11 protein-coding genes are annotated in these 8,779 nt (G+C 69.9%); 5 read left to right on the top strand and 6 right to left on the bottom strand.

The annotated features are described in order from the left end of the window. The 3 genes from HUU95_RS03025 to HUU95_RS03015 form a co-directional block, all read left to right on the top strand. Positions 1–480, top strand: a 480-nt coding sequence (locus HUU95_RS03025; RefSeq protein ID WP_254602589.1) for an aldolase/citrate lyase family protein, incomplete at its 5' end; no start/stop codon positions are given. Next, the gene (locus HUU95_RS03020) at positions 477–1,310 is read left to right on the top strand and encodes an isocitrate lyase/PEP mutase family protein (protein ID WP_174278747.1); all 834 of its coding nucleotides are present in this window, start codon (positions 477–479) and stop codon (positions 1,308–1,310) included. The genes HUU95_RS03025 and HUU95_RS03020, both read left to right, overlap by 4 nt. Before the next feature lie 41 nt (positions 1,311–1,351). Further along, entirely contained in the window at positions 1,352–2,503 is a 1,152-nt protein-coding gene (locus HUU95_RS03015) for a WD40/YVTN/BNR-like repeat-containing protein (RefSeq protein ID WP_174278746.1), read from the top strand. Between the two features lie 9 nt (positions 2,504–2,512). Here the strand turns inward: HUU95_RS03015 and HUU95_RS03010 are convergent, their stop codons facing one another. Continuing rightward, on the bottom strand, positions 2,513–3,019 hold the full coding sequence (locus tag HUU95_RS03010; RefSeq protein ID WP_174278745.1) for a DoxX family protein: 507 nt from the start codon (positions 3,017–3,019) through the stop codon (positions 2,513–2,515). A gap of 46 nt (positions 3,020–3,065) precedes the next feature. Then, complete coding sequence (locus HUU95_RS03005) at positions 3,066–3,455, bottom strand: cupin domain-containing protein (RefSeq protein WP_174278744.1); 390 nt, start codon at positions 3,453–3,455, stop codon at positions 3,066–3,068. 304 nt (positions 3,456–3,759) lie between these two features. On the opposite strand from HUU95_RS03005, the gene HUU95_RS03000 reads away from it, so the two are divergent. Then, on the top strand, positions 3,760–6,024 hold the full coding sequence (locus HUU95_RS03000; RefSeq protein ID WP_174278743.1) for a TonB-dependent receptor: 2,265 nt from the start codon (positions 3,760–3,762) through the stop codon (positions 6,022–6,024). A gap of 10 nt (positions 6,025–6,034) precedes the next feature. Then, complete coding sequence (locus HUU95_RS02995; protein WP_174278742.1) at positions 6,035–6,880, top strand: helix-turn-helix domain-containing protein; 846 nt, start codon at positions 6,035–6,037, stop codon at positions 6,878–6,880. Between the two features lie 196 nt (positions 6,881–7,076). Here the strand turns inward: HUU95_RS02995 and HUU95_RS02990 are convergent, their stop codons facing one another. Genes HUU95_RS02990 through HUU95_RS02975 form a run of 4 tightly spaced genes read right to left on the bottom strand, consistent with a single transcriptional unit; the run spans position 7,077 to position 8,618 of the window. After that, a complete protein-coding gene (locus HUU95_RS02990; protein ID WP_174278741.1) occupies positions 7,077–7,505 on the bottom strand; it encodes a hypothetical protein in 429 nt (142 codons plus the stop codon). Positions 7,506–7,508: 3 nt separating this feature from the next. Beyond that, complete coding sequence (locus tag HUU95_RS02985) at positions 7,509–7,766, bottom strand: hypothetical protein (RefSeq protein WP_174278740.1); 258 nt, start codon at positions 7,764–7,766, stop codon at positions 7,509–7,511. 42 nt (positions 7,767–7,808) lie between these two features. Continuing rightward, entirely contained in the window at positions 7,809–8,162 is a 354-nt protein-coding gene (locus tag HUU95_RS02980; protein WP_174278739.1) for a hypothetical protein, read from the bottom strand. Positions 8,163–8,171: 9 nt separating this feature from the next. After that, complete coding sequence (locus HUU95_RS02975; protein WP_174278738.1) at positions 8,172–8,618, bottom strand: CoA-binding protein; 447 nt, start codon at positions 8,616–8,618, stop codon at positions 8,172–8,174. Positions 8,619–8,779: the final 161 nt, after the last annotated feature.

Here is an 8,779-nt window from a genome sequence, read left to right as displayed (position 1 = left end):
GTCCCGCATATCGGCAGCGCCGCCGCGGCGCGCGAGGTGGTCGCCGCGTGTCGCTACCGGGGCGGCCGGGGCTTCTCCACCTCGCCGCGCGCCGGCGACTATGGGCGGCGCGGCATGTGGGAACATGTCGATGCCGCCGACGCCGCGACGCTGGTGATCGCGATGATCGAGGACCTGCCGGCGGTGGCGGCGATCGACGAGATCCTGGCGGTGGAGGGACTCGACGCGGTGTTCATCGGCCGCGCCGACCTGATGGTATCGCTCGGGGATCGGGCGCAGGGAGGCGAGCGGACCAGGGAAGCGACCGAGCGCGCCATGGCGGCCGCGGTTCGCGCCGGGAAGCCGGCATGCCTGTTCGTGAGCAGGCCCGGCGAGATCGCGCCGGCGCAGGATCTGGGCGCGTCGATGTTCGTGCTGTCGTCGGATCAGGGCCTGCTGGCGACCGCCGCGTCGGCGGCGGTGCGCGAGGCGCGGACGTGAGCGCGACGTCGCCATCCCGAGCGCGCTTCCAGCGGCTGTTGGCTGGCGACGTCTGCGTCGTTCCGGCTGCCGTCTTCGACCCGCTGTCCGCCCGGGTCGCCGATCGCCTCGGGTTCGCAGCCGCGATGCTGCCGGGATCGCTCGCGAGTCACGCGATGCTGGCCGCCCCGGACAATCTGACGCTGACCTTGACCGAGCTTGCGGGGCTCTGCGCGCGAATCACCAGGGTCGCCGCGCTGCCCCTGGTGGTGGACGCGGACCACGGGTTCGGCGGCGTGCCCAATGTCCGCCGCACGATCGAGGAGCTGGAGGCGGCCGGCGTCGCGGCGATCACAATCGAGGACACGCTGTTGCCGCCGCCGTTCGGCTCGGCCGGCAAGGCGGCGCTGGTATCGATCGCGGAGGGCCGGGCGAAGCTGCGCGCGGCGCTCGACGCGCGGCATGATCCGGGCCTGGCGATCGTGGGCCGCACCAGCGCGGCCGAGATCGCCGGCTTCGGGGAAGCCCTGTCGCGCGTCCGCGCCTATCAGGCGGAGGGCGCCGACGCGCTGTTCGTGATCGGCCTGACGACGCTGGAGCAACTAGAGGAGATCGCGGGCGAATGTCGCGCGCCGCTGATCCTGGCGGGCGTGGGACCGGCGCTGGACGACCCGTCCCTGCTCGCGCGCCACGGCGTGCGGATGCTGCTCCGCCGGCACCTGACGCTGCGCCGCGCGACCGAGGCGGTGGCGCGCACGCTGATCGAGCAGCAGGGCATCGAGGGCACGACCACGGTCGCTCCTGGACTGGACGACCTGCTGACCGACACCCGAGCGGCGCAGACCGGATGAACACCGCCGCCCTTCACCCCATCCGACCGGAGCCTGCCACCATGCCGTCGCCGACCCTGCTCTCCAACGCCGGTGCCAGCATCTTCCGCGACGCCGCGACCGACCGGCTGGTCGTCGGCACCGTCGACGGCATCTTCGTGCTGGAACGCGAGGCGAAAGGCTGGCGCGAGGCGGGGCGGGCGCTGGAGGGCGCGGCGGTCAGCGCGGTGGCGCAGCTGCCGTCCGGCACCCTGATCGCCGCCACCCACGGCCTGGGCGTCGGGCGCAGCACCGATGGCGGCATGACCTGGGACTGGTCGAACAAGGGCCTGCCGCAATTCGACCTCTGGGCGGCGCGCGGGGGCGTGATCGGCGGCGAGCAGGTCGCGTTGGTGGGATCGATGCCCGCGCACCTCATGATCAGTCGCGACGACGGAGTGAGCTGGACCGAGCTGCCGGCGCTGCGCGAGGTCGAGAGCTTCCCGCACTGGTTCTTCCCGCCGCCCCCGCGGCTTGGCCATGTCAAGGACATCGTGATCGATCGCGACCGGCTGTTCGTGGGGATCGAGGTGGGTGCGCTGCTCGTGTCGGACGATGCCGGGCGCTCGTTCCGGGATCTCAAGGTCGATCCGAATCCGGTCGAGTGCGACATCCACCGGCTACTGGTCGATCCGAGGGACCGCGAAGGGATGATCGCGGCGGTCGGGCTGGTCGGGCTGGTGCGGACGCAGGATGGTGGCGGTCGGTGGACGCGCGATCCGTCGCTGACCGAGATGGAATATCCCGACGGGCTGGTCCAGCATCCCGACCGCCCGGACCTGCTGTTCATGGCGGTCGGCACCGGCTGGCCGCCGACCTGGTATCGCAAGCGGCGCGCGCAGGGGAAGATCGCGCGCAGCACGGATCGCGGCCGGACGTGGGAGCGGTTGCTGGGCGGCCTTCCCGACGGACAGCGCGCCCTGTTCAGCGCGCTGTCGATCGGCACCCGCCCCGGCGGGTTCGACCTGTTCGCCGCCGACACCGACGGCCAGGTGTTCGAGAGCCGCGACGGCGGCGACCGATGGACGATGATCGCCGAGACCGCGCCGGTCTCCAAGGGCGAGTTCTACCGGGCGCTGGCGAAGGGACGGCCCCGGATCGCCGGCGTCGACGACATCAAGGCCGACGCGGCCGCGACCGCGCGCATGGAGGCCGCCGATGCGTCGATCGCCTGACGTCGAGGGCTACAGCTCCCGCCCAATCAGGCGATCGACCGAATACCGCCCGCCGCCGCGCAGCGCCATGTAGAGCGCCACCAAGCCCATCAGGAAGGCGTACTCCATCCCCCGATCGAGCCACACCCAGGTCGGCCAGAAGACGATGCAGATCAGCGCCATCTCGACCGCGATCATCGGCGCGACCAGGCGCGTGAACAGGCCAAGCGTCAGGCAGGCGGCGCCGATGGTCTCCAGCCCGGTCACCAGATCGGCGAACACGAACGGCAGCGGCAGCGCGAGCTTGGCGCGCACCAGCTCGGCGGTCTTTGCATAGGGGTCGGCCATCACGCCGTGCGCGGTGCCCAGCAGCTTGGGCGCGCCGTGCGTCAGCAGGATCGCGCCCAGCCCCACGCGCAGCAGCAGATAGCCGAGCGGCTCGGCGGCGGCGTAGAAGGTCGCCAGCGCGGGGATCACCAGCCGGGGCGTCCCGACGGGGCGATCGGCAAGAGTCACGGGCGGGATGGCATCGGACATCGGCTTCGGTTCCCCTCGCGGACGATCGCGTCGTCTCGTCGCCTGGTCAGGCGGGTATGCCCGCGAGCACGTCAAATCCCTGCTGATAGTCGGTCAGATGCGCGTAATCGACGCGGAAAGGCGAGAACACGTCGAGGTTGAGCACCGTCTCCTCACCCAGCGGCTCGGCATAATGTTCGACCTCGGGCGGGATGCGCAGCATGCCGCCCGGCCCCAGATCGACCGATCGATCATCGCAATGGATCCTGACACGCCCCTGCAGGATCAGCACGAGCTGCTCGAAGCTGTGGCTGTGCGGGCGCGTCTCCATGCCCGGTTCCAGCCAGTTCATCACGCAGATCACGTTCTCGCCGCGAAAGCCGACGCGCGTGACGCCACGGCGCACGACCTCGCGCTCCAGCTCGTTCCAGTCATAGGCGCGCAATTCGCTGGTCATTCTTCTTCCCCGTCCGGCACTTCCAATCCGACCTGTTCGACCAAAGCGAAAGCGATGATGGTCCGCAATCACCCACCGATCACATTCCGCCTGTCGGATTGAAGCGGATTGCGCGTTTACCGGCGCCGGATCGCGATCATAACCTGATCCCAACAGAAGGATTGCTTCGGCCGGCGACCCATGTCCGCCGTTACCGAGCGATCCCGCGCAGTCAAGCGACGGCGACGGAAAGTCCGATCGCCGCGCGGGGGAGGATGCTATGCTTAAAGCCACGTCGCGCGTCGGCCTTGCCATTGTCGGCCTGATGACGACGACTTCCGTGTGGGCACAGGCGTCTTCGCCCTCAACTGCCACGACCCCTGACGGTGCCGCGAGCCAGCAGACCGCGCCCAGCGCGCAGCCGCCCGTCGCCAGCGAGGGCGTGGCGAACGGCAGCACCGATCCCGCCGCGCAGGCCGCTCCCGCGACGGCCGTCCCGGCGCCGAGCGACGGCGCCGACACCGGTGCGCTGGCGGAGATCGTGGTGACCGCGCAGAAGCGGGCGGAGAACCTTCAGCGGGTGCCGATCGCGGTCTCCGCCACGAGCGGGCTGCAACTCGCCAATGCGGGCATCACGTCCATCACGCAGATCGCGACCTTCGCGCCGGGCGTCAACGTCAAGGTAACGCAGGGCTCGTTCCAGCCCTCGATCCGCGGCATCAGCACGTCGAGCAGCGTCGTCGAGAACCCGGTCGCGCTTTATATCGACGGCGTCTACTACCCGCAGCAGCGCGAAGGGCTGCGCGATCTGCTCGACATCGATCAGATCGCCGTCCTCAAGGGCCCGCAGGGCACGTTGTTCGGGCGCAACGCGACCGCCGGCGTGTTCCAGGTCACCACCCGCAAGCCGACCCACGAGTTCACGGGCGAGGCCACCGCCTCGATCGACAATTACTCGACCTTCATCGGCAATCTGTACCTGAGCGGCGGGCTCACCGACACGCTGGCGGCCAGCCTGAGCGCGCAGGTCACGACGCAGGGCGAAGGCTGGGGCCGCGACCGCTCGACCGGCAACCCGACGGGCAAGGTGCTGCACAATGCCGGCGTGCGCGGCAAGCTGTTGTTCGAACCCGACGCCAGGACCGCGATCACGTTGATCGGCGACTATACCAACCGCGAGCAATATGCCGAGGCGTTCCAGCCCTATCCGGGGACGCGACTGTCCTATCCGGGGTTGTGCGTGCTGCGCAGCAAATATGATTCGTGCGGTGGGCTCGACGGCCGGGTCGGCTTCAAGGGCGGCGGCGCCAGCGTGACGATCGATCGGGAGTTGAGCTTCGCGAAGCTGTTGTCGATCAGCTCCTATCGCCGCGGCAACGGCACCTACCAGTTCGACAACGGCCAGATCTCGCCAACGGTGTTCGGCGTGTTCTCGCCCAAGAACCGGAACGAGGACTATACGGAGGAGCTGCAGCTCATCTCGACCGCGAAGAGCCGTTTCACCTGGGTGCTCGGCGGCTTCTATTTTCATAACCTCAACAGCAACGAGCCGATCACCCGGCTGATCTCCGGCCCGCTGGCGCCGGCGCCGACGTCCGCGGTCAACAACACCGCCTATGGCGTCGAGACGACCGAGTCGGTGGCGCCGTTCGCGCAGGCGACATGGGAGTTCGTCCCCAGCTTCAAGCTGACCGGCGGCGTGCGCTACACCTTCGAGACGCGCGACCTTGCCGGCCGCACGCAGCTGACGCTGCGCAATGGCACGCAGATCAATACCGACATCGCGCGGCATGTGTCGATCGAGAAGCCCACCTTCCGCGCCGCGCTCGATCACGAATTCTCCGATACCGTGCTCGGCTACGTGTCGTTCAACACCGGCTTCAAGAGCGGCGGCTACAATATCCTCGCGCCCGCCACCCCACCCTATGCGCCGGAGACGCTCAGGGCCTATGAGGCGGGTCTCAAGACCGAGCTGTTCGATCGCAAGGCTCGCCTGAACTTCGCCGGCTTTTATTACGACTATACCAATCTGCAGGTGACGCAGGTCATCAACAACCAGCAGACCGTCTTCAACGGCGCCAAGGCGGAGCTGTACGGGCTCGATGTCGACCTGGAGGCGCGGCTGACGCGCGAGCTGAAGCTGACCGGGGGGCTGGAAGCGCTCCACGCCGAGTTCACCTCCTTCCCCAACGCCCAGTTCGGGACGCAACGGCCGACCGGCGGCGCGATCATCGGCGCGGGCGACGCGGCGGGCAAGCGGCTGCCGCTGGCGCAGAAGCTGACCGGCAACGTCGCGCTTGATTACGACACGCCGATCGCCTCGGGCCGCGTACACGCCAACGTCACTGCCAGCTACAATGGTGATTACCGGTTCGAGCCGGACAACGTCCTGCGGCAGCCGGCCTATGTGCTGCTGAACACCTCGCTGCGCTGGACCTCGCCCGACGGGCATTTCAGCGCGACCCTGTTCGGGCGCAACCTCCTCGACAAGATCGTGATCGAGCGGACGAGCACGCAGGGCCAGGGCTATCCGACTATCTACGGCTTCGCGCCGCGGACCTATGGAGTCAGCGCCGGCCTGAAGTTCTAGGCACCTGGCCGTGTTGGGCGCTAAGGTCTCGCCGATGGACACGGTGTCGGCCGACGCAAGCCGGGAGCGGGCGGCGAGGGGGTCGGGAGAACCCGAGACGGTGCGCGCCGTCCAGCGCGCGCTTGATCTCATCAGGGTGATGAACCTGCGCGAGACGTGGACGCTCCACGAACTGGCGCAGGCCAGCCTGCTCGCCAAGACGACGGTCCATCGCCTGCTCGCGACGCTGCAGGAAAGCGGCTATGTCCATAACCCGCCGGGTAAGGCGGGGCTGTACCGGCTGACCAGCCAGACGCGCGAATTGAGCGCCGGGCTGACGGCGGCGCCCCGCTATGCCGATGCCGCCGATCCGATCGTCGTCGCGACGACGCGGACGCTGGCATGGCCGGTCTCGTTCGCGATCGCGGAGCCGCCGTTCATGCGCGTCGTCTCCTGCGGGATGCCGCACAGCCCGGCGCATTCCGCCAAGCCGACCAGCATCGGCACGCGCCACTGGGTGTTCAGCTCGGCGGTCGGCCGCGCCTACCTCTCGCGCTGCCCGGCCAACGAGATCGCGCTGGTGCGGCGCAAGGGGGAGGCGTTTCGCGACTCGTCCGATGTCGTCCTCAACGTGCCGACGCTCGCCAGCCTGGAGGCGGACATCGCCGGCGTGCGCTCGCGCGGCTATGCGATCCGGGTCGCGACCCGCGCGGATCTCAACTCGGCGCTGGCGGTGCCGGTGCACCATGGCGGCCATGTCGTCGGCTCGCTGGTGTGCACGACCTTCCCGCACTCGCTGACGGATCAGTTCGTCGCCAGCGTGCTGATCGGCTTGCACCGGGCAGCCGACCGGATCGCGGTGGCCTGCGTCTTGTAGCTGGCTCTTCTGGTTAGGCCGTGGCGCTTTGAGGATCAGCCTATCGCCGGCCGGTCCTGTTCGACGGCAAACACGATTAATTCGAAACTGTACGGGGCTTGCCGGCTTGCCCTTCTCGGCTGCCAGCCTCCGCACCGTCAACTCCGGTCGCTCGGCCGCCGTCGATGCCACAACCCGTTCCCGCCTGATGCCTAGCTCATCGCCCCGCCGGCGCCGCCTCCCCCAGATCGATCGCCTGGCGCCGGTCGCCATCCGCCGCCTTAGCCCGGGCCCAGCGATGGGTCTTGCGCGCGTCGCCGATCGCGCGGATGCCCGCGCCGATCGCCTTGTAGACGAGCGGCGGCTCCGTCAGGATCGGGCAGCCGCCGATCTGCGTTGCGCACGCCGCCGCCATGCCGTGATTGTCGCGCGGGTCGCGACTGTCCGGCTTGACATAGCCCGGCGTCGGCGGCGCGTCGTCCGGCATCGGCAGGCGGTACGGATCGCCCGCGCGCCCGCACACCACCACGTCGCGGCCCTGCGCGGACGCACAGGAACGATCGAGGATCGAGAAGGCGGGCGGCGGCGCCGCGCTGGCGCTGGTGACGGGCGCGGCCTGGAGCAGGAGGGCGAGCGCCAGGCTCATCGATCAGTAGGCGATGGTGGTGATGTGGCGCGGCGTCGACAGGCAGGGCAGCTTGCCGATCCGGTCGCAATCCGCCCCCGTGATCGCCAGCGCCGCCCATTTCCGGTCGGGCGGCGTGTCGTTGGCGGGCGCCAGCCGATAGGGCGAGCGTCGCGCCGGCGCCGCGCCGCACTCGTCATGCGCGCAGGCGACGATCGGCGCCAGATTATGCGGCGTCAGCAGCGCCGCGTCGGCGGAGATCAGGCTCATCAGGACCAGCATGCAAGGTCTCCCGCGTCGAAATGGTTGATCATGTCCGTCCCCTTACGGCGCGAGCGGGCGCCAGCCGGCGACATGGCCGGTGCCGCGCCCGCCGACGGTGATCGAGACGCCGGCCATGCCGCCACCGACCTCGAACAGCGACAGGTCCGACAGCGGGCTGGTCCGGTGGAGCAGCCGCGTGCGCTCCGCCATCACCGCTTCGTGCGCCGGGTCGCCGGGGTCGACGACCGTGAACGGCACGCGGAAGCGATCGGCCCGCCGGGCGCCGCACACCGTCACCTCGTCGGGCGTGGGGTCGGGCGCAGGCGCCACGCCGCAACGGGGCGGCGCCACGACGTCATGCGCGCGCGCGAGCAGATCGGGCGTGTCGGCGAGGAGGAGGAGGAGCGGCAGCATGGCGCGAGGCTATGCCGCGCTCGCGGGCGAGGCGATCGGCGCCACGCCCAGCCGGGGGATCTCGATCGCGGGGCAGCGGTCCATCACCACGGCCAGCCCCGCCGCTTCCGCCCGTGCGGCGGCCGCCTCGTTCACCACGCCCAGTTGCAGCCACACCGCCCTGGCGCCGATCGCGATCGCCTCGTCCACCGCATCGCCCGCCGCGAGCGGCCGGCGGAAGATGTCGACGATATCGACGGGCATGCCCAGCTGGTGCAGGTCGCGGAACACGAACTCGCCGCCCAGATGCTCGCCGGTGATCTGCGGGTTGACCGGGATGACGCGATAGCCATGGGCTTGCAGGAACCGCATCACCCGGAACGACGGCCGGTCGGGCCGATCGGACGCGCCCACCATCGCGATCGTCCGCGCGCCATCGAGCAGGTCGCGCAGATCGGCATCGGCGGTGAGCGGCATCAGGTTGGGGCTCCTCGCGCGGTTAACGCCGATCGGCGTCGTTCTTTCCCTCCCTACCGCGCCCGCGCAAACAATCAGTGAAGACGCAGCCACGCCGCCACCGCCGCCGCGATCGGCGCGAACACCGTGTCGCCCGGCTCGGCCGCCGGTGGCGTCCCCGC

This window comes from Sphingomonas bacterium (assembly GCF_903643065.1).
Lineage (GTDB): Bacteria > Pseudomonadota > Alphaproteobacteria > Sphingomonadales > Sphingomonadaceae > Sphingomonas.
Note: the sequence above shows the minus strand (reverse complement) of the source record. Positions and strands in the feature narration are given on the sequence as shown.